The following is a 22,816-nucleotide window of genomic DNA, read 5'->3' on the forward strand; positions in this document are numbered from 1 at the left end:
TATCTTCAGAAACTAATATAATTTTGCTAAGAATTTTAAAGCTGATTATAAATGTTCCTTATGATAATATCATGATTTTTTTATATAACCTATTTTTCAATAACTTTGAAAAATATCATAATAGTTAATGTTTTTACTAAAGTTAGTTGGTCGCTATATAATAGAGCATTATCTATCTTATGCTTATCTACAATAAATTTAAATCTACATAAAAAAATAGTATATAAATAAAAGACGTACTTCTTATAATTTAACTTTTTAGTATCCTAAATCTTCATTTATAAAAATTACATAAATTCTATTTGGTACAGGTCTTTTTATAACTGTATATTCTCTACAAATTCTATCTTCACTTTTGCAATCTATACACTTTCCAAGCTTTACACATGGAGTTTTTTTGTTTAATCTCATAGCATTAGCTGGAGCAACACAGTTTTTAACTCTTGAAATAGCCTCATTAATATCTTTAACAATTTTATTTACACCAGCAATTACTATTACCTTATCTGGTCCATACAGCATTGCAGCCACTCTATTACCATTTCCATCTACATTATATAATTCTCCATCTTCTGTTATAGCATTACTGCTTGTAAAATATGCATCACAAAAGAAGCTCTCTCTAAATATGTTTTTTATTTCCTCTTTACTTAAACCAACCTTATATCTGTCTAAAAAATCATATCTTTCACTTCTTAAATGATCTATAATGCCATACTCAAATAACGTCATAGATCCACCACAACTTATCTTGCTACCTTCTTTAACTAATTCATCTATTTTGTCAATAAGCTCTTCCCTTGTATTAACTAAGAAACCTTCCATATTATTTTTTCTTAAAGCTTCAATTGTTCTATTAATTTTAAGTTCATTTACTAATCTTTTATTTTTATCCATTTTTACTCCTTAAAATCTTATTTTTCCATAATTGTATCATAAATATATAATACATTTCTAATCTTTATTTAATTATGATATTATTAGACTATACACTATATTGTACCAACTCTTTAACAAATGTCATAACGAAAGGATTTTTATTATGAATTGGATTGAAAAAATAAAAGAATATATACCTTATAATGAACAAGAACATAGTGACAAAGCTTTAATAGTTAATTGTATTGACAAATATGACAACATTTTATCTCGTGAAAATACACTTGCTCATATAACTAGCTCCGGCTATATAGTAAATAAAAATAGAACAAAAGTTTTAATGATTTATCATAATATTTATCAAAGTTGGGCTTGGACAGGTGGTCATGCTGATGGTGATTGTGATTTACTTCATGTAGCTATTAAAGAGGCAAAAGAAGAAACTGGTTTAAAAAATGTAACTCCTGTATTAGATGATATCTTTGGTTTAGATGTTCTTACTGTTAATGGTCATATAAAAAGAGGACAATATGTTTCATCACATTTACATTTATCTATTGCTTATCTTTTAGAAGCTGATGAGGATGATTTGCTTATTGTAAATGAAGAAGAAACTAGCGGGGTTAAATGGTTACCAATTAATGAACTTCACATTCATTGCAATGAACCTTACATAGTTAAATCTGTATATGACAAATTTAATAAAAAAATTAAAGAGCTGAATTTATAAAACTCAGCTCTTTATCTTTATTAATTTTCTGCTAATTTCTTATATTTTTCATATCTTTCTTTAGCATCTTGTTCAGTCTTAGCAAATAATTCTTCTGCAAGTTCTGGGAATACTTTAGCTAATGCTGCATATCTAACTTCACCCATTAAGAAATCTTTAAAGTTTGCCTTTGGTTCTTTTGAATCTAAAGTAAATGGATTCTTTTCACCCTTAAGAGTAGGATTATATCTATAAAGTGTCCAGTATCCACACTCTACAGCTTTCTTTTGTTCGTCAGGAGTATTACTCATACCATTTTTAATACCATGACTAATACATGGTGCATATCCAATTATCAATGATGGTCCATCATAAGCCTCCGCTTCAGCAATTGCTTTTATAGTTTGATTCTTATCTGCTCCTAAAGATACTTGTGCTACATAGACATAACCATAGCTCATAGCCATCATTCCTAAATCTTTTTTCTTAGTTCTCTTTCCTGAAGCTGCAAATTTAGCAATAGCTGCTGTTGGAGTAGATTTTGAACTTTGCCCTCCAGTATTTGAATATATTTCTGTATCAAATACAAATACATTTACATCTTCATTACTTGCTAGTACATGATCAAGTCCACCATATCCAATATCATATGCCCAACCATCTCCACCAAATATCCATTGTGATCTCTTAATAAAGAATTCTTTATCTTTTAATATTTCTTTTGCTATTTCATCACTACATCCTTGTAATGCAGCTTCTAATTTTTCTGCTCTTTCTCTTGATCCTTCTCCAATATCTTTATTACTTAACCATTCTTCCATTGCTTCTTTTGCAGTACTACATAAATTTTCATCTAATGCCTTTTTTATATTTGAAGCAATTCTTTCTCTTATTGTTTTAACACCTAAGAACATTCCAAGTCCATATTCTGCATTATCTTCAAATAATGAATTTGCCCATGCAGGTCCATAACCTTGTTGATTTTTTGTATATGCTGTTGCAGCTCCTGATGATGCCCAAATTGAAGAACAACCTGTTGCATTCGCAATCATCATTCTATCACCAAATAACTGAGTAATTAGTTTTGCATATGGAGTTTCTCCACAACCTGCACATGCCCCTGAGAACTCTAAAAGTGGTTGCTCAAATTGACTACCTTTAACAGTCTTTTTATTCATAGGATTCTTCTTATTCTTAATATCTTCTACAGCAAAATTCCAAGCTTCTATTTGATCATGTTGTGAGTCAAATGGCTTCATTATTAATGCTTTTCCTGGTGCTGGACAAACTTCTGCACAATTTGAACATCCTGTACAATCAAGTGGAGTTACCCCAATTGTATAAAAATAAGGTGTTTCACTCTTAACACCATTGGCTTTTAATTTCTTAAAGCTTTCTGGTGCATTTTTTAACTCTTCTTCAGTTGATAAGAAAGGTCTTATACATGCATGAGGACATACATATGAACATTGATTACATTGGATACAATTTTCTGGTATCCATTCAGGTACATTAACAGCTATACCTCTCTTTTCATATGCTGTAGTTCCATGCATAAATGTACCATCTTCAAGATTATTATTTACAAATGTTGAAACTGGTAAGTTATTACCTTCTAATCTATTGATTGGTATACATACTTCTTCAACAAACTTTGGTACTTGCATTTTTTCATCTAATTTATCATCTTCAGCATTTTTCCATTCATTAGGTATATTAACTTTTACTAAAGATTCTAAACCTTTATCTATAGCTGCAAAATTCATGTTTACAACTTTTTCACCTTTTTTTCCATAAGATGTTACAACTGCATCTTTTAAATATTTAACAGCTTCATCAACTGGAATTATATTTGCTACCTTAAAGAACGCAGCTTGCATTATCATATTTATTCTTCCGCCAAGTCCTATCTCTTGAGCTATCTTAACTGCATTTATTGTATAAAAATTTATATTATTTTCAGCAATATATTTTTTCATTTTAGCTGGTAATCTATCATTTAATTCTTCTTCATTCCAAATAGTATTTAATACAAATACTCCATTTTTTCTTAATCCTTCAAGTACATTATATGAATATACATAAGATTGATTATGACAAGCAACAAAATCTGCTTTATCAATTTCATAATGTGATTTTATTGGATTTTTACCAAATCTTAAATGAGATACAGTTATTCCTCCTGATTTTTTAGAATCATATGCAAAATATCCTTGAGCATACATATTAGTATGATCACCAATTATTTTTATTGCATTCTTATTTGCACCAACTGTACCATCGGAACCTAAACCCCAGAACTTACATGCAGTTGTTCCTTCTACTGCTACATCTATTTCTTTATTTGGTTCTAATGATAAATTAGTTACATCATCAATTATTCCAATAGTAAATCTATTCTTTGGCTTATCCTTTGCTAGATTTTCATAAACAGCAACTATATCTGATGGATATGGATCTTTAGAACCTAATCCAAATCTTCCTCCAACTACTTTTGGTGGATTCTCCATTTCATTTACTGCTCTTAATACATCTAAGTATAAAGGTTCTCCAATTGAGCCAGGTTCTTTTGTTTTATCTAAAACAGCTATTTTTTTAACTGATTTTGGTATAGTATTTAATAATCTTTCTATACTAAATGGTCTATAAAGTCTAACCTTTATAAGTCCTACCTTTTCACCTTTACTCATTAAATAATCTATTGTTTCTTCGATTACTTCACTTACTGCACCCATAGAAATTATAATTCTATCAGCATTATTATCACCATAATAATCAAAGCAATGATATTCTCTACCTGTTAACTCAGTGATTTTGCTCATATATTCTTCTACTATTGCTGGAATATCATCATAATATTTATTTAGAGATTCACATAATTGGAAGTATACATCTGGATTTTGAGCTGTACCTCTAGTAACAGGATGACTTGGATTTAATGCATTCTTTCTAAAATTTTCAACTGCATCATAATCTAAAAGTTTAGCTAACTCATCATATTCTAATACCTCTATCTTTTGTATTTCATGAGAAACCCTAAATCCATCAAAAAAGTTTACAAATGGCATTCTTGCTTTAATTGCTGTTAAATGTGCTACTGGTGATAAATCCATTACTTCTTGAACAGAACCTTCTGCTAGCATTGCACATCCTGTAGCCCTTGCTGCCATAACGTCTTGATGATCTCCAAAAATACTTAATGATGAAGTTGCTAATGCTCTAGCTGCAACATGAATAACTGCTGGTAACCTTTCCCCAACCATCTTATACATATTGGGAATCATAAGTAATAATCCTTGTGATGCTGTATACGTAGTTCCTAATGCACCACTTTGAAGAATTCCATGTAATGCACCTGCTGCTCCTGCCTCCGATTGCATTTCCACTACTTTTACTGTTTGATTAAATATATTCTTTTTGCCTTGAGCTACCCATTCATCTATATGTTCTGCCATAGGAGATGATGGAGTGATAGGATAGATTGAACTTACTTCTGTATATGCATATGAAATATATGCAGCTGCAGTATTTCCATCCATGGTTTTCATTTTTCTCATAGCTTTACCTCTCTTTCTTTAACATTCTAGATTTCATATATTTATAAGCTATTATCAATATTTTTACTCCTTAATAGTATTTAAAAAAATAAATATAAATATGTATTTATATAATGTATTAATATTTTTTTCCTTTTTTTGTAATTTATATATTGACTCTATATTTTTATAGTAGTATACTAATACTATAGTTAATAATTTAAATCTTTAATATCGCGGGGTGGAGCAGTCGGTAGCTCGTTGGGCTCATAACCCAAAGGTCATAGGTTCAAATCCTTTCCCCGCAACCAAAAAAGGATGTCATTTGACATCCTTTTTATTTAAATATAAAATTTTAAACCTTACCCTAAATCAATTTTAAGTCCTACAACTTACTTTTCTAGTATTTCCTTTAATAAATGAAAGCAATCTGTAAAAATTCCATCAACATTTGCTTCAATCAAATTTCTCATATAAATTGGGCTATTTACAGTATATACATTTACTTTTAAATTTTTCTTATGAGCCTCTTCAATAAGTTCTTTAGATACTAAGCTTATACTTGGATTTATTGCATCCACATCTAAGCTATTTGCATAATTTATAATATTATCAATTTGCTTTTCATATAATATTGCTGTTTTAATGCTCTTATCTATATTTTTACATCTTTTTACAGTTTTATGATTAAAGCTAGATAATAACACTCTATCTTTCATATTATGTTTATATATTAACTTAATTACATCATTTTCTATTCCTTCGTATTCAAAAATATCTGTTTTTAATTCTATATTTAAAAAAACATTATTATCTCTAAATAACTGTAATACTTCCTCTAAAGTTGGAATTAAGCAACTATCATTATTTCTAAAAAGTATCTTTCTACATCTAAATTTCTTTAATTCATTTAATGTAAAATCTTTTACTAATCCTTTTCCAATTAATGTTCTTTCAATATCTTCATCATGAATTACTACTATTTTATTATCCTTTGTTTTATGAACATCTAATTCAATTCCATTAGCACCTAATCTAATAGCTTCTTTAAATGATAATAGCGTATTTTCCGGATAATCAGAGCTTGCTCCTCTATGGGCAAATTTTATCATTTTTCTCTCTCCTACTTCAACATATTTTGTTGTTTCACTTTAAACTTTTACTATAATCAAATTAACCTTCGTTGAAGCTTCCTTACACATAATATTATATCTTATTTTCATTTATTTTATTTCAATAAAAAGATACTTTAAATTTTATAGTTTATCTAATTACACTAACTTGCAGAAATTCTATTACATCTAATGCTTTTTCATGTAGTGAGTCATCAAAACTTGCACAAAGCTTTCCATTAACTACAATTTCAGCATTTATATATTGAGATTGTAATGTAACAACATTGCTTATAACACACATATTTGTTACAACTCCTACTATTTCTATATAATCAATATCTTTTCCTATCTTTTCACTTAGTTCTATCACTTGCTTTGGTGACATGCCAAAGGCAAACTTATTTATATGAATCGTATTCTCTTCATTTTCAAACTTTTTAAGCTTTCCATATAACTCATGTCCATAAGTTCCTTCTATACAATGAGCTACAGGTAAGTTTTTACCTTCTCTTGTGTTTAAATATTGTTCATTATGTGTATCATAAGTAAATAAAACATTATCTTTATTTTCTAAGTATTCTTTAACTTTATTATATATGCCCTCTTCTAAACTTTCAGCTCTTTTAAATCCTAATACTCCATTAACAAAGTCATTTTGATAATCTACAACTACTAATAGTTTATTCATAAAACCATCCTCCATTTTTATAATATATATATTATATTACCACATTTTCACCATTAACGTTACTGATGTATATACATCTAATGTTGTTTTATTAGAATCTTTATACACCATATATTATTAACATTTTGTACTATTTTACTATTTTACCTTTTATAAATTATGAATTTTATATATAATAGTGAAGTGGTAAATTATATAATTATATATTTGGAGGTATTTAAATGGAATTTTTAGAAATTATAAAAGCCATAATACTTGGTATTGTGGAAGGTATTACAGAATGGCTTCCTATTAGTAGTACTGGACATATGATATTAGTGGATGAATTCTTAAAACTTAATGTTTCACCACAATTTATGGAAATGTTCTTAGTTGTTATACAGCTTGGTGCCATTTTTGCAGTTATTGTTCTATACTGGAAGAAGATATTTCCATTTACTTTTGATAATGGAGTTAAAATAGAAAAAGATACTATTTCAATGTGGTTTAAAATAATTGTTGCTTGTATTCCTGCAGCAGTTGTTGGACTTTTATTTGATGATGTACTTAATGAACTATTTTATAATCCTATAACAGTTGCAATAATGCTAATTTTATTTGGTATTTTATTTATTGTTATAGAAAATTACAATAAGAACAAAAGACCAACAGTTACTACTTTATCAGAAATAACATATCAAGTTGCAATAATGATAGGTATTTTCCAACTTATAGCTGCAGTATTCCCTGGTACTTCTCGTTCAGGTGCAACTATTGTTGGAGCTTTATTAATCGGTGTTTCAAGAACTGTAGCAGCAGAATTCACATTCTTCCTTGCTATCCCTGTTATGTTTGGTGCTAGTGCCTTAAAACTTCTTAAATTTGGTTTTAGTTTTACAGGAAATGAAATGGTATTATTATTAACAGGTATGATTGTTGCATTTATAGTATCTATTATGGCAATTAAATTCTTAATGTCTTATATTAAGACAAACGACTTTAAAATTTTTGGTTGGTATAGAATTATACTTGGTATTATTGTTCTTGCATACTTCTATTTTATTAAATAGTAATTAGATAAATAATAAAAGGGAGCAGATACTTAAAAAGTATCTGCTCCTTTTATTTACTTTTAGTATAATTCATATATATCTGAAAATTCTATATCTATTTTTTGTACTAATGGTTTGTTATCAACATCTATTATCCTACTATTTCCTTCAGATTCCGCCACCTTAACATTTGGAAGTTTTACCACAAACTCACTTCCTTTTTCTGTATTATTTTCTAAATAAACCATACCTTCATGAAGTTCAATTAATGATTTTACTAAAGCTAAACCTATTCCACTTCCTTCATTTTTTCTATTAAAAGATTTATCTTCTTGAACAAATCTTTCAAATATATCATCTTTAAGCTCTTTTGCAACACCTACTCCATCATCTTTTATTCTTATAGTTAAATACTCTTCATCTGCATCCATTAAAACAAAAATATTTCCTCCATCGTCAGTAAATTTAATAGCATTTGAAAGTATATTTAAAATTACCCTCTCTATACTTTCAGGATCACACTTTATTTCTAACTCTTCAATATATGTATCAAATATTACATTTATATTCTTAGATTCTACATATGGTACTATTGACATAGTTATATCTTCTACTAAGCTAATTATTTCATAATTTACAAATGAAAGTGTCATATAACCAGAATCAATTTTAGTTATATCGACTAAATTATTAACTAATCTAAGTAACCTATAACAATTTTGCTTTATTGTTTTATCATATTTTTTATATGCTATGGATAATGCTTCATCACTATTTTCTTTATTAATTTCAAGTAACTGCATACAGGAATAAATTATATTTATAGGTGTTTTAATTTCGTGAGATAAATTAGCAAAAAATTGCCCTTTTGCTTTTTCTACTTCTTTTATTTCCTTATATTTTTTCTTTAAATTCTCAAGTTGTTCTCTATAACTATAATCCCTTGCAACAATTACTCTTTCTATAGTTTCCCCCTCACTATTATTTACACTAGTAATTATACTTTCCGTCTGAAATACTTTTCCTGTTTTACATTTCCACTTTTGTTCTAGTAGTATAGTGTTTGCCTCTAAATCATTATTTAATATATTCTCTTCATAAATTATTTTACTATAATTATGTCCTATAATATCTTCTTTTTCATAACCAAGCTTACTTAATACTATCTTATTTACATATAATACTTGTCCTTCTTTATCTGTAGTTAATATTAAATCTTTTACACTTTCAGAAATATTAGAAATTATTTTTTCATTATTGCTTACTTCATTATTTAATACTATACTCTCTTGAATTTTTCTTACGACCTCAATATATAATCCAACCAATAATATAAAATAAGCAGTAACAGTTATTAACTTATTATACTCGCTAACCTTATAGCTATATAATGAAAATATTTTAAGATAAAATATTCTCCTTATTGTAAAAACACTTATACTTGCTACAAAAATAGTATATATACATTCACTTTTCTTAATAGCTCTTTTAGCAAGTAATATTAATGATATAAAATAATATACTACTAATGCTACTTGAAATATCTCTCCTTCAATAGTATATATTTCCCTTAATTTTAGTTCAAAATATGTACCTAATAAATTTATTAAAATAGATAAAATAATGCAAAACTTCTTTTTATCAACTAAAAATTTAGCATATTTACTATTATTATGTATAGCTATCGTTAATAGCAATATTCTAAAAATAAATGGAAATGTTATTAATCCCTCACTAATAAAATTTATAAGAATATACTCAATAAATATACTTATATAAGAAATATTCAAAATAAAAAACTCATTATTTTTATACATATAATAATATAAAAAACAGCATGGTATTGAAATAATACCAAGTATAATATTAATTCCATTTAAATCATTCAATATAAAATTATTTGCCATGAAGTTAGAATCTATAAAATTTATTCCTAAAATAAATATATTTAAAATTATTACAGTTCCAATTAACATAAATTTAAGATATCTTTTATTCCTTTTTTCATAACTTTTTTCTTTTGTGTCGTACTTCATTAATTCATCCCTTTACACTTTGTAATTTCTAATAATTATCATATTAACATATTTATTGATTATATTTCTATTCCTAATTTATATTTTATTTGTAAAATATAATAAATTTTCACTTTTAATACAATATTCTTATTTAATTGCATATATTATTATAAGCAATAAGTAAAGTGATATTATGAAATGTGTTATTGAATTAAATGATTGCATTTTATTAGGTAGTGGCTCTGAAGGTAGTGTATATCTAACACCTGAAGGATACGCCCTAAAAGACTTCAATACAATTAAAGGCGCAAAAAGTGAAGTTGATATTTTAGAAACAGTAAAAGATAGTAGATTTTTTCCTAAAGTTTTAATTAGAATTAGTAATATTGTAATACGTGAATATGTTAGCGGAGAAAATCTTTATGACTTTCTATCCAAAAACAAACTCTCTTATAAAATCTCTACTGAAATAATAGATTTAATAGAAGATCTTAAATCTTTAAATTTTAAAAGAATTAATATCAGAAATGCTCATCTTTTTATAGATAAAAATGAAAATTTAATGGTTATAGATCCTAGAAAATCTTTTACTAAAGTTACTCCTTATCCTAAAGACATAATAAAAATACTTCTAAAGCTTAATTTATTTGATGAGTTCCTAAAACATTTAATTTCCTATAATCCTAAACTGCTATCTTATTGGATTGCTGGTTATAATTATGTTGTCTTCAATTATAGGCATGTTCTCCGATACAAATAAGGAATTTATAATTGTAGTAATAGGCTAAGATAACCTACCAAAGTATATTAAAAAATTGTAAGCTTAAACTTCTAATACAAAAATCTTAGCTAAGTAAAAAAGTCGCTCTAAAGCGACTTTTTTTATTTATTCTCTACTTATAAACCTTAACTATAATTAAGCTTCCTCTATTGAAACAACATCATATCCTTCATCTTCAATTTTTTCTTTTATTTCATCATTGTTAGATGATGTTTCTACTACTGCATATTTTTCTTCTAAATTAACTTGTATCTTTCCTGAATCTTTTAGCGTTGCTAAAGCTTCCTTAACATGATTTACACAATGATTACAACTCATACCTTCAATAAATATTTTTTTTAACATATCTTATCTCTCCTTTTATACTAGACTACCCATATTAAAATAGTCATATATTGTATTTAAAAATTAAAAACTATTTTTATATTTATTTAATAGCTAATAACTTAGTTTATGCTTTAAATCTTTTTAATCTTAATGCATTTGCAAGCACTGATACTGAGCTTAAACTCATAGCCGCTGCTGCAATCATTGGATTAAGTAGTGGTCCACCAAATATATGAAGAACTCCCATTGCTACTGGTATTCCCAAAACATTATATCCAAATGCCCAAAATAAATTTTGCTTTATATTTCGTATAGTTGCTTTACTTAATTTAATTGCTGTACTAACGTCCATTAAATCACTTCTCATAAGAACTATATCTGCACTTTCCATAGCTACATCAGTCCCTGATCCTATTGCTATCCCAATATCTGCTTGTGCAAGAGCTGGTGCATCATTAATTCCATCTCCAACCATAGCAACCTTTCTATTTTCATTTTGTAGTTTTTTAACTTCATTTGCTTTGTCTTGTGGTAATACTTCTGCTAAAACTATATCTATTCCAACTTGTCTTGCGATAGCATTTGCTGTCTTTTTATTATCACCAGTAATCATTGCAACCTTTATTCCCATACTATGAAGAGTCTCAATAGCCTTTTTGCTACTTGGCTTTACTGTATCTGCAACGGCAATAATACCTTCTAAGGAATTATTAATTGTAATATACATAGGTGTCTTACCTTCTTGTGCCAATCTATCTGATTCCTTATTTAAATTTCCAATACTAATTGAATTTTCTTTCATTAATTTTAAGTTTCCTAATAAAATAGTTTCTCCATTTATTACAACTTGTATCCCATGCCCTGGTATAGCATTAAAGTTTTCTATTTTTTTTAAGTCTATATTTTTTTCTTCTGCCTCTCTTACTATTGCCTCTCCTAATGGATGTTCTGAACCTTTTTCTGCACTAGCTGCTAATGCTAATAACTCATTTTTATCTATTCCATTTGTAACTATATCTGTAACTACTGGTTTTCCTTCAGTTATAGTACCTGTTTTATCAAATACTATTGTATCTATCTTATGAGTTGTCTCTAAAGCTTCCCCACCTTTAATTAACACTCCATTTTCAGCACCTTTTCCAGTTCCAACCATAATTGCTGTAGGCGTTGCTAATCCTAAAGCACAAGGACATGCTATTACTAAAACTGAAATAAATATAGTCAGAGCAAATACTGGTGTTTCTCCAGCTATTAGCCAAGCTCCTGCTGAAAATATTGCAAGTCCTATTACTGTTGGTACAAAATAAGATGATATAATATCTGCCAATTTTGCAATTGGTGCCTTAGATCCTTGAGCATCTTCTACTAGTTTAATTATTTGAGCAAGTGCTGTATCTTTACCTACCTTAGTTGCTTTATATTTAATAAATCCTGTTTTATTAATACTAGCTCCTATTACATTGCTTCCAGCAACTTTTTCCACTGGAATACTTTCACCTGTTAACATAGATTCATCAATTGAAGTGCTTCCCTCAATAACTTCTCCATCTACCGGAAGCTTTTCTCCTGGTTTTACTAAAATTATATCTCCAACTATTACTTCATCTACTGGAATAATAGTTTCCTTATTATCTCTTATTATTGTTGCTGTTTTAGGAACTAATCCCATAAGCTTTTTAATAGCTTCTGAAGTTTTTCCCTTTGAAATAGCTTCTAAATATTTGCCAAGAGTTATTAAAGTTAATATTGTTACAGCCGCTTCAAAATATAAATGCATTGCATAACTATTATCCCCTACATATATCTTATACATTCCAAAAACACTATAAATAAATGCTGCACTTGTTCCTACTGCTATAAGTGAATCCATATTAGGACTTAATTTTATTAAATTCTTAAAGCCTACTAAATAAAATTTATATCCAATTGCCATAACTGGAATTGTTAATATAATTTGAAATAATGCAAAATTCATTGGATTTGTCATAGGGTCTATTATCTTAGGCAATGGCATTCCTACCATATGTCCCATAGTTACTATAAGTAATGGAATTGTAAATATACATGAAAATATAAGCCTGCGTAATAATTTATCTTTATCACTTAGCCTTTTTTCATTATTCTCCTTTTCCTCTTCTCTAATTAATTTATATCCTGCTTTTTCTACAGCTCTCTTTATATCTCCATATGTTACTATATCATCATCAACTGTTATACTTAATTTTTCTGTAGTAAGGTTAACAACTGACTTTTGTACGCCCTCTATTTTTTTTGTTACTTTCTCAACTCTTCCAGCACAAACAGCACAAGTCATGCCTTCAACCTTATACGTATGTGTTTTAATATTTTTTATAACACTATACCCTAATGACTCTACTTTTTTTTCTATATCTTCCGATGATAATTTACTTTCATCAAAATTTACAGTTAGAGTTTCAGTAGTTAAATTTACATTGGCATCTAATATGCCGTTCATCTTTTTTATACCACGCTCTACTCTATTTGAACAAGCAGAACATGTCATTCCCCCAATTTTATATTTTTTATTCATTAAATCCACCTTCTATTATTTAGAAATTTTTTCAAATAAACTCATTATTTCATTTATTTTTTCATCACCGTTATTATTTAAAATCGCATCTTTAACACAATGATCTAAATGTCTTTTTAGTATTTGAGTATTTGCCTTTTTTAATAAAGATTGAACTGCTATTATTTGATTAGAAATATCTATACAATATCTTTCATCTTCAATCATTTTTATAATTCCTTCTATTTGACCTTTTGCTATTTTTAAATTTTGAACTGCTTTTTTTCTTTCTTCCATAACTTCCTCCACACCACCCCCGGGTAGGGGGTATATTAATATTATAAGTCTTCATTTTTATAAGTCAATATAAATTATTTATATTATGCCTTAATATTGCCAGTAATATTTTATAAAACATAGTACAAACTAATATTAAATTATTTAAAGAGGTGAATTTAATGAGTAAATGTAAAACTAATTCTGACCCTACATGCAAAAATTATGCCGAAAAAGTAAAAAATAAAGCAAATGAAAAAACTCCATTTGAAATTGATAAACCAACAAAACATTTTTAGCTTATCATAAATATAAAAATCCCTGTAGAGTAAACTTATTTTAATGTCTATCCTACAGGGTAAATATAATTATATTTAATTATAAAATAATTCAACATTCTCCTTTAAAACCTTAGTATGTTTAACCTTAAAGTACTTACCATCCAATAAGTCGATACACTCATCTATATCACCATTTTTCCCCAAAGAAAACGCTATATTAAAAATAGCACTCGCTTGTTCTTTTGCATCACTTATAACTGTTCCTATCATTTTTCCTTCTTTTATCTGCTGTAAAGCTTCTTGAATACCATCTACTCCTACAATTAATGGCCTATCCACTATATCTATATTTAAACTATCGTATGCATTAATTGCTCCTAATGCCATATCGTCATTATTGCTAAAAACTACTTCTATATCATCACCATAGCTTTTTATCCATTGAATCATTTTTTCACGTGCCTGTGAATTTTCCCAGTTTGCTATATCATCTGATAATTTCTCTACCTCTAATCCATTTTCAATCATACTTTTAATGCAATATTCTGTCCTTATAGAACTGTCTTGATGGCCTGCTTCACCTTCTAACATTACATATTGAATTTTGCCATCACTATTTTTATCTACAATATTACTATTTTCTTTATATGCGTCTAATATTATTTCCGCTTGCATTTTACCTGACTTTTCTGCTTCAGCTCCAACATAATAAATTTTATTCCATCTTTGCATATCTTCTTCAACAGGTTCTCTATTAAAAAATATTACTGGAATATTAGCAAGCTTTGCTTTATCAATTATTGTTGATGCTGCTGTTCTATCAACAAGATTAACACAAATTACATCATATTTTTGATTAATAAACTTTTCAACCTGCTTAGTTTCATTTACTGTACTTCCATTTGAATCCGCTATATTTAAAATAATTTTTATATCTTCAGAGCTTTCTTTTTCCTTTGCAATATCTATTAAATTCTCTGCTATGCTTGATATGAACAAATCACTTTCTTTATATAAGGTTACTCCTATCTTTATCTCTCTAATCCTTTGTGCTTTTTTTGCTCCTTCACTGTTGCATGACCATAATAAAGTTACTGTTAAAATAACCATAATTATATTCAACACCCTTTTAAATGTTTTCATTTTACCCTCCAATAATCCAATTATTTAATTAATGGAAATAATAATCTTTCATTTTCTTCAGTATACATACTTCTTTTATCTATTACTGCTGAATAAATAAGTGTATTTTCTACATATTTATTATTAATTATATCAACTGCCATCTTTACTCCTAAATACCCTATATTAAATTCATTTTGTATTGCAGTTGCTTTAATAATATCATCCTCTAAAAAAGATGTAACCTTGCTAGTTCCTCCAGTACCATAAATCTCTGTTTGTATTTGTTCTTCATTTAAAGCATTTATATCTTTTTTACATTGTGCTAATAATTCTAATGTTTTAACATCAAAAGTTACAATAGCATCAAATTCTTTCTTATTTAAAACTTCTAAAACCTTATCATACGAATCTTTTTCATCTAGTAATATATCTATGAACTCAACGTAATTATTGCTTTTTAATATAGCACTCATAAAGCCGTTATATCTTTCCATTACAGTGCTATACTCTAAATTTCCGTTTACAATTGCTATCTTTCCACGAGTATTACCCATTTTAATTACTTCATCTGCTAGACTTGCTCCTAGTTCTTCATTGTTACAACCTATATATGGTATATTTTCTTCTGTTTTTATATTAGAATCTATTAAAATTACTGCGGTCTTCTTTCTAGCTGATTCTATTTCATCACTCATTCCCTCATATACAGCGGGAGCAATTAAAATCGCATCTGCTCCATTTTTAACTTCTCTGTCTAATAATTTCTTTTGCTCTTCAACATTATTTTCTTCAGATAAAGTTATAAAACTTATATTTACATTCATCTCTGAAGCAGCTTGTTCTATCCCCTCCTTCATTATCATTAAACTTTCATTACTTTTTCCACTTGTTATAACTGAAATTTCATATATTATTACATCATTATTAGCCCATATTTCTTCATTAAGTAACAATATAGAAGATAACGCCATTATAATAAATAATATAATAAACACATACTTTTTTCTTATCTTCATATCTTGTCCACCTCTTTTACATAACAATCATTAATATTTATACACGGCATATGAATTCTTATTGTAGTTCCCTCATCTGGTTCGCTATAAATTTCTAATCCATATTCTGCTCCAAAATATAATTGTATTCTTTCATGAACATTTTTTAGTCCAATTCCTGATCCTGAGCCCTTGCTTGTGCTATTATTAGTTAAAAGATTTTTAGCAACCTCCTCAGTCATTCCAAATCCATTATCTATAACATCAATATATAAATTACTATTTTTTATATATGCTTTAACTAAAATTTCTCCATCTCCAGACATAAATTCCATTCCATGATAAATTGCATTTTCAATTAACGGTTGTATTATTAACTTAATTGTAGCTAACTCTAATGTTTCTTCTTCATACTCAATATAATATTCAAACTTATCTTTATAACGTATATTTTGAATAGTCAAATAATTTTTTGCATGTTCTAGCTCATCTTTTACTGAAATAATATTTTTTCCTTTGCTTAAACTAATTCTAAATAATCTTGCTAGTGAGGTAACCATAGTTATTGCTCCATCATAATTTTCATTTTCTATCATCCATATAATAGAATCCAAAGTATTATATAAAAAGTGTGGATTAATTTGAGCTTGAAGTGCATTTAATTCACTTTTTCTCTTAGCTTCATGTTCCTTAGTTATATTTTTCATAAGTACTTGCATTTCTTTTACCATAGAATTAATAGCTTTTCCTAGATGTTCAACTTCTTTAGAGCCACTAATAGGAACTTTTAAATCTATAACTCCACTTTCAAATTTTTTTACACACTCTTCTAACTCTTTTATTGGATTTGCTATACGTGTAGAAACAAACATATTTATTGAAATAACCATAAATATAGCAAAAATCATAATATAAATTGCAAATCCACTAATTTGGTTATGATCTGATCTTATATCTGATACATTTATAACTCCAACAATTTTCCATCCTGTATATCCTACTGTTTTAACTGTTACTAGCCTTTTTATACCATCATAGCTTTCTATGATACTACCATCTTCATAGCTAGCTGCAACTATATTGTTTTCTTCTATTAAATCAGAATAAATTAACTGTTGCCTTGGGTGATATATAATCTCACCATTTCCATCTATCAAATATGTATATCCTGATTTTCCTAAATTTATATTTTTAAATATTTGTTCTATTCCACTAAAGCTCATATCTACAAGTAAAACTCCTGAGCTTGTTTTCCCATTTTTAGTTATTTCTACAGATCTACTTAATGAAACTACCCATCTATATCTATAATTAAGATCTATAAAGAGGTTTTGAACATGTGGCGTAGAAAAATGAAAGTTCTCTTTTTTTTCCATAGCATTTGTAAACCATTCATTATCTCTTGGTTCTATTGAATCCTTAAGTTGCGATATAGGTGTTGCAGCTAAAACTTCCCCATATTCTGAAAATAAACATATACTAACTAAAGAATCTTTATTTGCCTCATATAATAAATCCATTTCAGTAGTAATATTTTCATTCTCCAAATCTTTCTTTTTTATTCCTTTATAATAAATTGTATCTGACACTTTCATAATGTTTCTTAAGTATCTATCTAAATTCATGTTTGCTTGCTCTAACATTGCAATACTATTTTCAGATGCCATTTTTTCCACTGAATGTATAGATCTTAAATAAAATGCTAATCCAACAATAATAGCTCCACTAACAGCAATTGTAGTAAATGATACAGATAAAATATTTTGTATACTAAAATTTTTATAACTAATATTCTTAAACTTACTTTTTTTGATAAACTTTTTCATTTATTTATCTCTTTCTATACTTCAATGGTGAAACTCCATATTTTTTCTTAAATACATAACTAAAATAATTTGCTTCTGGATACCCTACACTGGCTGCTATAACATAAGTCTTATCATCTGTTGTATTTAGTAATTTTACAGCTTCCTCTAATCTAATGGTTGTAAGATAGTTTACAAAATTCATTTCTGTTTCTTTCTTAAATATAGTTGAAAAATAAGTTGGACTAACGTGTAATTCCTTACACATTTTTTCAACAGATAGTTCAGAGTCAGAATAATTCTCATAAATATATTTTTTTGCTTTTTCAACTAATAAATGTGTTGAATTAACTCGTTCTTTTTTTATGAAATCATTTACTATAATAGCTTTACTTATAAACCATTCCTTCATCAATTGTATTGATTCAAAATGTTCTAATTTAGCATAACAATTAAAATCTTCTCCAAAAATATCATTTATATCGAATTTATAAGCTTGTACTAATTTTAAAAGTGATGTCATAATTTCCATTAAATATATTCTATATTGATTAAAAGGCAATAATGATTCTTCTGCCTTCTTAAAGATATTGTTTATTTCATTTCTTATTTCTATATGCCCACCTATTTTAATTGCATTTAACATATTTCTTTCATTACTATCATCAAGTTGGAGCTTTATTACTGTATTTGGTTCAACATCTTCAATATATATACCTTTACCACTACCTAAAATAAATCTATATTCCAATGCATTTTGAGAACTTTTATATGATGATTTCATTTCAGCTATTTCCATAAAAATATGTCCAATTCCTGCAGATATCTTAAAGTTCATAATACGCTTATAAATACTACATATTTCATTTATTCCTTTTATTATATTTAAAATTTCCTCCTTAGTATTAAAATTAACTATAACAACAGTATTATCATAATAAGGAAAACTAATAAATTTACAATACTTCCCCAATTCCTCATCAACAATATTTTTTATAGATATTGATATTAATGATAAATCCTTTTCAATAGCTATATTTTCTAAATTATTAAATAAAAAGCTTCCATCTCCACGAATACTGATTACCGAATAATACTTATAATTTAAATCTATATCTAATGTTTTTATTTCTTCATTCCATTTATCATCATTTATACGGCCTTCTATTGCACCAATTAAAAATTGCTCCCTAATTACAGGAATACTTTTCTTATAATTGTTATAAATGCTTTCTATATTCCTTTTTTCATCATACTCCCTATCTAACTGAATTTTTAATTTACTTAATATTTCACTAAATTCAGCAGAATTAATAGGTTTTAATACGTAATCTATTACATTAATTTTAATAGCTTCTCTTGCATACTTAAAATCATCAAATCCAGTTAATATTATTAACTTTGTAGATGGCATTATCTCTGTAATTTTTTTCCCTAATTCTATCCCATCCATAAAAGGCATTTTTATATCTGTTATTATTATATCTGGCTTAAGTTTTTCTGCTTTTTCTAATGCATCCCTACCATTTTCAGCATCAGCAATTATCTCAAATCCATAATCTTCCCATTTTATTTTTTTTATTATTCCTAACCTTATTTCCTCTTCATCGTCTACTAGCATAATACGATATAGACCCATATGTTATTCCTCCTGATTAAAACCCAAATATACTTTAAGTATATCCCATTATAACACATTTTTCTATTTTTGTTTATACTTTATAATTCCATACTTGTTCCCAAAAAAAGCCAGAACCACAAAAAGTGATCCTGACTTTCTAATAATCCTTAATTTTAAACTATTATACCAAAAATAAATGAGGCCGCTAATGCTATTAATAATACCATTATTACTTTATCCATAGTTTTTACTGATACATCTATATTCCCATATATACAATCTCTCATGTTTCTTTTAGGAACTTCTTTATTTCCTTCAGCTTCATTATTTAAAGCTTCAGCTTTTTCTATATCATTTTCTATGTGTTCTTTATCTGTTACTACATCTTCCATTACTATTCCTCCTGATATTTTTATGTACTTAAGACTGTATCAAATCAATATACTTTTGATACAGTCTTGTTATATTCTTTAATTATTTCTTAGATAAATATTTTCTTACGTCAAGTGACACAGCTGTTATGATTATTAAACCTCTTATGATATATTGCCAATAAGCATTAACCCCTATGAAGTTTAATCCATAGTTAATTACTTGTAATAACACTGCTCCGATTAATACCCCTGGAATTGTACCAATACCACCAGTAAATGATACACCTCCAACAACACAGGCAGAAATCGCATCAAGTTCATAGTTAAATCCTGTAGCTGTAGTAGTAGAACCCGCTCTTGCAGCTTCTAAGAAACCAGCAGCACCATAAAGAACACCAGATATAATGAATATTATCATTATATTTTTAACTACGTTAACACCTGAAACTGCAGCTGCTTCTGGATTTCCACCAATAGCAAACATATTTTTACCAAGTTTAGTTTTATTCCATACAAACCACATGATAATTGCAGCAATTGCTAAATAGAATATTAAATATGGAATTTCTACTGGACCTAATTTCAAGTATCCATTAACGAATTTTGTATATCTTTCGTCTAAGTTAGCAACTGGTTGAGCTCCTAGTGGAGGTCTATCAATATAAAGACAAGAAATACCATACGCTATAAGCTGAGTACCCAATGTTATGATAAACGCATGAACCTTAAGCTTGGCCACACCAAATCCATTAATTGCACCAAATATTCCACCTATTACAATTGCAGCTATAAATGGCACTATTAGTGGTAATGCTGGTAAATCTGGATACATTCTTGCAACATAAGTTGTTGATTGTAATAATGAAGCAGAAACTATTGCTGTTAAACCTAAAATACGTCCTGCTGAAAGGTCAGTACCTTGTAATACTATAAGTCCTGCTACCCCCAGTGCTAGAATACCTCTAGTAGAAGCTTGGCTTAAAATATTTGTAAAGTTTTTAAATGATAGGAACGATGGTTCCTTTACTATAAAGAATATTATCATTATAAATAAAACAATATATAAAGCATAATTCAAGAAGAAATTTTGTACGCTTTGCTTGTTAACCTTTGACTTTTCCATAAATATTGCACCTCTAATCTATATATATTTTGCAGCTAATGTCATTATATCTTCTTGGGATAGCTTGTCTGTATCATCTACACCAGCCACTCTACCATTAGACATTACTAAAATTCTATCGCATATACCTATTAATTCTGGCATTTCTGATGAAACAACAATTACCCCTTTACCTTTATTAGCTAAATCAATTATTAATTGATATATTTCATATTTAGCACCAACGTCTATACCTCTTGTTGGTTCATCAAGTAAAAGTATTTCTGGTTTTGTAAGTAACCATCTTCCAATAATAACCTTTTGTTGATTACCACCAGATAATGTTCTTATAGCAGTCTTTTGACTTGGAGTTTTAACCTTCATACTATCTATTGTCCATTTTGTGTCTTCTGTAATCTTTTTATTATCTAATACTCCAAATTTGCTATATCCATCTATGTTAGCAATCATAGTATTAAATTTTATATCAAGTTGTCCAAATATACCTGTTGCTCTACGCTCTTCTGTTAATAAAGCAAAACCATTTTTTATAGCTTGTCTTGAAGTTGAGTTATTAACAAGATTTCCATGTAATTTAACTTCACCTGAAGCTTTACTTCTAATACCGAAAATTGTTTCTAATAATTCTGTTCTTCTTGAACCAACTAATCCAGCAACACCTAATATTTCACCTTTTCTTAACTTAAAAGATGCATCTTTAACTGCTGGCTCGTAAGCACCAGTTAAATTATTAACTTCTAATATAACTTCTCCTGGTTTATTAGTCTTAGGTGGGAAACGATTTGTTAAATCACGTCCAACCATAAGCTTTATAATCTTATCTGTTGTTAAATTTTTAGCTTCTATAGTATCTATCCATTTACCATCTCTCATGATTGTAACATCATCAGATATTTCAAGAATCTCTTCCATCTTGTGAGATATATAAATCATTCCACAGCCTTTTTTTCTAAGTTTATTAATAATTCTAAATAAATGCCTAACTTCTTGTTCTGCTAATGATGATGTTGGTTCATCAAGTACTAATATTTTCGCATTATATGAAACAGCTTTTGCTATTTCAACCATTTGTCTTTCTGAAACTGATAACTTAGCCATTTTTGTTCTAGGATCAACATTAATTTCTAATTCATCAAAAATCTTTTTTGTTTCATCATACATTATTTTTTCATTGATAACTCCACCTTTACTTGGATATCTACCAAGCCAGATATTATCCATTACATTTCTTTGAAGCACTTGGTTAAGTTCTTGATGCACCATTGCAACTCCATTATCCATGGCTTGCTTTGGATTTATAAAATTACTTTTTACACCATTTATATATATATCACCTTCATCTTCAATATAAACACCAAAAAGACACTTCATTAAAGTGGATTTACCAGCCCCATTTTCCCCCATAAGAGCATGAACAGTTCCTGGTCTTACTTTTAATTGAACTTTGTCTAATGCTTTAACACCTGGGAAGCTTTTACTTATCCCAATCATCTCAAGTACATATTTTGTATCAGCCATACTTTGTTTCACCACTTTTCCATTTATTTTTATTTATACTTTTAGTTACTATATAAAATTTATGTATTCTAAAAGTTACTAATT

At 27.7% G+C, this 22,816-nt stretch carries 18 protein-coding genes and 1 tRNA gene; 4 read left to right on the top strand and 15 right to left on the bottom strand.

Annotated elements, in window-relative coordinates:
* Positions 1-258 precede the first annotated feature (258 nt).
* Positions 259-897, bottom strand: coding sequence for a lactate utilization protein (locus LPC13_RS07825; RefSeq protein WP_005214428.1), 639 nt, complete (start codon positions 895-897; stop codon positions 259-261).
* 145 nt (positions 898-1,042) lie between these two features.
* Between LPC13_RS07825 and LPC13_RS07830 the strand changes: the two genes are divergently transcribed.
* Positions 1,043-1,609, top strand: coding sequence for an NUDIX hydrolase (locus LPC13_RS07830; protein ID WP_005214429.1), 567 nt, complete (start codon positions 1,043-1,045; stop codon positions 1,607-1,609).
* A gap of 20 nt (positions 1,610-1,629) precedes the next feature.
* On the opposite strand, the gene nifJ is transcribed toward LPC13_RS07830, so the two are convergent.
* Entirely contained in the window at positions 1,630-5,145 is a 3,516-nt protein-coding gene (gene nifJ, locus LPC13_RS07835; RefSeq protein ID WP_005214430.1) for a pyruvate:ferredoxin (flavodoxin) oxidoreductase, read from the bottom strand.
* A 214-nt stretch (positions 5,146-5,359) separates the two neighbouring features.
* Here nifJ and LPC13_RS07840 point away from each other — a divergent pair.
* Positions 5,360-5,435 (top strand) — tRNA-Met (locus LPC13_RS07840).
* Positions 5,436-5,516: 81 nt separating this feature from the next.
* Here LPC13_RS07840 and LPC13_RS07845 read toward each other — a convergent pair.
* Together LPC13_RS07845 and LPC13_RS07850 are read right to left on the bottom strand one after the other, a co-directional pair.
* Positions 5,517-6,236 carry a glycerophosphodiester phosphodiesterase gene (locus LPC13_RS07845; RefSeq protein ID WP_005214435.1) on the bottom strand — a complete coding sequence of 240 codons (720 nt, stop codon included), beginning with the start codon at positions 6,234-6,236 and terminating at the stop codon, positions 5,517-5,519.
* A gap of 151 nt (positions 6,237-6,387) precedes the next feature.
* The gene (locus LPC13_RS07850; RefSeq protein ID WP_040419793.1) at positions 6,388-6,927 is read right to left on the bottom strand and encodes a cysteine hydrolase family protein; all 540 of its coding nucleotides are present in this window, start codon (positions 6,925-6,927) and stop codon (positions 6,388-6,390) included.
* A gap of 221 nt (positions 6,928-7,148) precedes the next feature.
* Between LPC13_RS07850 and LPC13_RS07855 the strand changes: the two genes are divergently transcribed.
* The gene (locus LPC13_RS07855; protein ID WP_005214437.1) at positions 7,149-7,976 is read left to right on the top strand and encodes an undecaprenyl-diphosphate phosphatase; all 828 of its coding nucleotides are present in this window, start codon (positions 7,149-7,151) and stop codon (positions 7,974-7,976) included.
* 62 nt (positions 7,977-8,038) lie between these two features.
* Here LPC13_RS07855 and LPC13_RS07860 read toward each other — a convergent pair whose 3' ends face one another.
* On the bottom strand, positions 8,039-9,994 hold the full coding sequence (locus LPC13_RS07860) for a PAS domain-containing sensor histidine kinase (RefSeq protein ID WP_005214438.1): 1,956 nt from the start codon (positions 9,992-9,994) through the stop codon (positions 8,039-8,041).
* Positions 9,995-10,169: 175 nt separating this feature from the next.
* On the opposite strand from LPC13_RS07860, the gene LPC13_RS07865 reads away from it, so the two are divergent.
* Positions 10,170-10,736, top strand: a complete 567-nt coding sequence (locus LPC13_RS07865) for a hypothetical protein (RefSeq protein ID WP_005214439.1) — start codon at positions 10,170-10,172, stop codon at positions 10,734-10,736.
* A gap of 156 nt (positions 10,737-10,892) precedes the next feature.
* On the opposite strand, the gene LPC13_RS07870 is transcribed toward LPC13_RS07865, so the two are convergent.
* The 10 genes from LPC13_RS07870 to mglA form a co-directional block, all read right to left on the bottom strand.
* On the bottom strand, positions 10,893-11,102 hold the full coding sequence (locus tag LPC13_RS07870) for a heavy-metal-associated domain-containing protein (RefSeq protein WP_005214441.1): 210 nt from the start codon (positions 11,100-11,102) through the stop codon (positions 10,893-10,895).
* A gap of 106 nt (positions 11,103-11,208) precedes the next feature.
* Positions 11,209-13,635, bottom strand: a complete 2,427-nt coding sequence (locus LPC13_RS07875) for a heavy metal translocating P-type ATPase (protein WP_005214442.1) — start codon at positions 13,633-13,635, stop codon at positions 11,209-11,211.
* Positions 13,636-13,650: 15 nt separating this feature from the next.
* Positions 13,651-13,911 (bottom strand): metal-sensing transcriptional repressor, encoded by a 261-nt coding sequence (locus tag LPC13_RS07880; protein ID WP_040419794.1) that lies wholly within the window; start codon positions 13,909-13,911, stop codon positions 13,651-13,653.
* 353 nt (positions 13,912-14,264) lie between these two features.
* Positions 14,265-15,314 (bottom strand): galactose ABC transporter substrate-binding protein, encoded by a 1,050-nt coding sequence (locus tag LPC13_RS07885; RefSeq protein ID WP_005214444.1) that lies wholly within the window; start codon positions 15,312-15,314, stop codon positions 14,265-14,267.
* A 20-nt stretch (positions 15,315-15,334) separates the two neighbouring features.
* Positions 15,335-16,312, bottom strand: coding sequence for a substrate-binding domain-containing protein (locus LPC13_RS07890; protein WP_005214446.1), 978 nt, complete (start codon positions 16,310-16,312; stop codon positions 15,335-15,337).
* Positions 16,309-18,117 (bottom strand): sensor histidine kinase, encoded by a 1,809-nt coding sequence (locus tag LPC13_RS07895; RefSeq protein ID WP_005214447.1) that lies wholly within the window; start codon positions 18,115-18,117, stop codon positions 16,309-16,311. Before LPC13_RS07895 ends, LPC13_RS07890 begins: the two co-directional genes overlap by 4 nt.
* A gap of 4 nt (positions 18,118-18,121) precedes the next feature.
* Entirely contained in the window at positions 18,122-19,735 is a 1,614-nt protein-coding gene (locus tag LPC13_RS07900) for a response regulator (RefSeq protein WP_195244322.1), read from the bottom strand.
* 155 nt (positions 19,736-19,890) lie between these two features.
* On the bottom strand, positions 19,891-20,109 hold the full coding sequence (locus LPC13_RS07905) for a hypothetical protein (RefSeq protein WP_005214450.1): 219 nt from the start codon (positions 20,107-20,109) through the stop codon (positions 19,891-19,893).
* An 82-nt stretch (positions 20,110-20,191) separates the two neighbouring features.
* On the bottom strand, positions 20,192-21,214 hold the full coding sequence (gene mglC / locus LPC13_RS07910) for a galactose/methyl galactoside ABC transporter permease MglC (protein ID WP_005214451.1): 1,023 nt from the start codon (positions 21,212-21,214) through the stop codon (positions 20,192-20,194).
* Between the two features lie 18 nt (positions 21,215-21,232).
* Positions 21,233-22,732 (bottom strand): galactose/methyl galactoside ABC transporter ATP-binding protein MglA, encoded by a 1,500-nt coding sequence (gene mglA / locus LPC13_RS07915; RefSeq protein ID WP_040419795.1) that lies wholly within the window; start codon positions 22,730-22,732, stop codon positions 21,233-21,235.
* Between the last annotated feature and the right edge of the window lie 84 nt (positions 22,733-22,816).

Source organism: Clostridium celatum (assembly GCF_021412605.1).
In the GTDB taxonomy this organism is placed as follows: Bacteria; Bacillota; Clostridia; order Clostridiales; family Clostridiaceae; genus Clostridium; species Clostridium celatum.

What these genes read in the sequence shown, in the direction of transcription:
- LPC13_RS07900 (WP_195244322.1), bottom strand. Translation starts at nt 19,735, where the DNA reads ATGGGTCTATATCGTATTATGCTAGTAGACGATGAAGAGGAAATAAGG.
- LPC13_RS07865 (WP_005214439.1), top strand. Translation starts at nt 10,170, where the DNA reads ATGAAATGTGTTATTGAATTAAATGATTGCATTTTATTAGGTAGTGGC.
- LPC13_RS07845 (WP_005214435.1), bottom strand. Translation starts at nt 6,236, where the DNA reads ATGATAAAATTTGCCCATAGAGGAGCAAGCTCTGATTATCCGGAAAAT.
- LPC13_RS07855 (WP_005214437.1), top strand. Translation starts at nt 7,149, where the DNA reads ATGGAATTTTTAGAAATTATAAAAGCCATAATACTTGGTATTGTGGAA.
- LPC13_RS07885 (WP_005214444.1), bottom strand. Translation starts at nt 15,314, where the DNA reads ATGAAAACATTTAAAAGGGTGTTGAATATAATTATGGTTATTTTAACA.
- mglA (WP_040419795.1), bottom strand. Translation starts at nt 22,732, where the DNA reads ATGGCTGATACAAAATATGTACTTGAGATGATTGGGATAAGTAAAAGC.
- nifJ (WP_005214430.1), bottom strand. Translation starts at nt 5,145, where the DNA reads ATGAGAAAAATGAAAACCATGGATGGAAATACTGCAGCTGCATATATT.
- LPC13_RS07895 (WP_005214447.1), bottom strand. Translation starts at nt 18,117, where the DNA reads ATGAAAAAGTTTATCAAAAAAAGTAAGTTTAAGAATATTAGTTATAAA.
- LPC13_RS07870 (WP_005214441.1), bottom strand. Translation starts at nt 11,102, where the DNA reads ATGTTAAAAAAAATATTTATTGAAGGTATGAGTTGTAATCATTGTGTA.
- LPC13_RS07890 (WP_005214446.1), bottom strand. Translation starts at nt 16,312, where the DNA reads ATGAAGATAAGAAAAAAGTATGTGTTTATTATATTATTTATTATAATG.
- LPC13_RS07850 (WP_040419793.1), bottom strand. Translation starts at nt 6,927, where the DNA reads ATGAATAAACTATTAGTAGTTGTAGATTATCAAAATGACTTTGTTAAT.
- mglC (WP_005214451.1), bottom strand. Translation starts at nt 21,214, where the DNA reads ATGGAAAAGTCAAAGGTTAACAAGCAAAGCGTACAAAATTTCTTCTTG.
- LPC13_RS07830 (WP_005214429.1), top strand. Translation starts at nt 1,043, where the DNA reads ATGAATTGGATTGAAAAAATAAAAGAATATATACCTTATAATGAACAA.
- LPC13_RS07875 (WP_005214442.1), bottom strand. Translation starts at nt 13,635, where the DNA reads ATGAATAAAAAATATAAAATTGGGGGAATGACATGTTCTGCTTGTTCA.
- LPC13_RS07905 (WP_005214450.1), bottom strand. Translation starts at nt 20,109, where the DNA reads ATGGAAGATGTAGTAACAGATAAAGAACACATAGAAAATGATATAGAA.
- LPC13_RS07860 (WP_005214438.1), bottom strand. Translation starts at nt 9,994, where the DNA reads ATGAAGTACGACACAAAAGAAAAAAGTTATGAAAAAAGGAATAAAAGA.
- LPC13_RS07880 (WP_040419794.1), bottom strand. Translation starts at nt 13,911, where the DNA reads ATGGAAGAAAGAAAAAAAGCAGTTCAAAATTTAAAAATAGCAAAAGGT.
- LPC13_RS07825 (WP_005214428.1), bottom strand. Translation starts at nt 897, where the DNA reads ATGGATAAAAATAAAAGATTAGTAAATGAACTTAAAATTAATAGAACA.